Genomic DNA, 1,431 nt, shown 5'->3' with positions numbered 1-1,431 from the left:
AGAATAGACGGCGCCGATTCATCACGCGAAGCTCTGATGATCCGCGCGGAAAGCTTCCATCTTGATGCGAAGCTCGTCGGGCAAGACGGGGTGGCGCTTGAGGGAACGCTGCGCGCCAAGGCGTTTCGCGGCGAGAACTGGCTTTTGACGCTGGCGCTTGACGGCGGGCAGGAGATCCTTGTCTGCATTCCGGCGGCGCTGGCCAGTGGCTGCGCCGAACTTGCCACCGGTCAGCGGGTGACCGCCTATGCACCAGCAGCGAAAGTTCACGCGATACCGGGAGCGGCAGCGTGACCGTCCTTGCCGATCCTGTACTCGCGGCAGACGCTCGACGCGAGCGGCGGTTCTTCCTCTCGCTGTCACTGCCTGCGCTTTTCATCGTCGGACTGGCGGCGATACTGCCCATCGTTTGGATCATCCGGCAATCCTTCCTGACCACAGGAGGTGAATACACCGTCGGCAATTACGAGAAGGTGCTGTCGAGCGGACTGACATGGTCGGCGCTCGTCACGACCCTTGACCTGTCCCTCGGCACGCTGGCGATCTGCATTCTTCTCGGCACCCCCCTGGGGCTCGCCCTGGCCAGCGCCAGACCGAGGGTGGCCAATTTGCTGATGGCCTTCGTCATGCTGCCGTTGTGGACCTCCATTCTGGTGCGCACCTATGGCTGGCTCGTGCTCTTGCGGCGCGATGGCCTGATCAACGCGGCTTTGACCAGCTCAGGCCTGACAGCCGAGCCATTGCCGCTGGTCTACAACTTCACGGGAACGCTCATCGGCATGGTTCACTACATGCTGCCGCTCTTCCTGCTGCCCGTCTATGCCGCGATGCGCGATATCGACGCAAACCTTGTCCGCGCATCGGCGAGCATGGGCGCCACGCTCGGGCAAACGATCCGCACCGTCATTCTGCCGCTTTCGGCCGGCGGCATCTTCTCGGGTTCGATCATCGTCTTCATTTACACCATAGGGTTTTTCATCACGCCGGCTGTGCTTGGCGGCGGCAAGGTAAATCCTCTTTCCACCCGGATCGAGCGCACGCTGTCGACCTTCCAGGATTGGGGCTCGGCGAGCGTCCTGGGCATTCTGCTCCTCGTTCTTATGGCGTTGGTGGGGGTGATGTTCCTGGCTGCGCGGCGGCTGATTGCCGGACGCAGAGTGGGCACAGCCCATGCYTGAAGCCTATCCGGACAACAGGCTGGCCCGCATCCTCCTGTGGAGCTTTTGCGCGCTCGTAATGGCGTTCCTGATGCTGCCGACGCTGGTCGTCGTTCCGCTTTCCTTTTCGGCGTCCAATCTTCTGGAGTTCCCACCGCGCGCATACTCGTTGCGCTGGTACGAGAATTTCTTCGGTTCGGCGCCATGGATGGCCGCACTCAGGACGAGCCTGATCCTCGGCACATTGACGGCGATGATCGCAGTGCCCCTGGGG

General features: G+C 62.4%; 3 protein-coding genes. All 3 read left to right on the top strand.

Features of this window, described 5'->3' with window-relative positions:
• A partial coding sequence (locus tag ACXJ7R_RS32610; protein WP_457155391.1) for a TOBE domain-containing protein occupies window positions 1–294 on the top strand: 294 nt, incomplete at its 5' end.
• Window positions 291–1,178, top strand: coding sequence for an ABC transporter permease (locus ACXJ7R_RS32605; RefSeq protein ID WP_457155390.1), 888 nt, complete (start codon window positions 291–293; stop codon window positions 1,176–1,178). The genes ACXJ7R_RS32610 and ACXJ7R_RS32605, both read left to right, overlap by 4 nt.
• Window positions 1,171–1,431 (top strand): ABC transporter permease (locus tag ACXJ7R_RS32600; RefSeq protein WP_457155389.1); only part of this gene is annotated, 261 nt, incomplete at its 3' end. The genes ACXJ7R_RS32605 and ACXJ7R_RS32600, both read left to right, overlap by 8 nt.

The organism is Mesorhizobium sp. P5_C1, from assembly GCF_054049815.1.
This window is presented reverse-complemented; position numbering and strand designations above follow the sequence as displayed.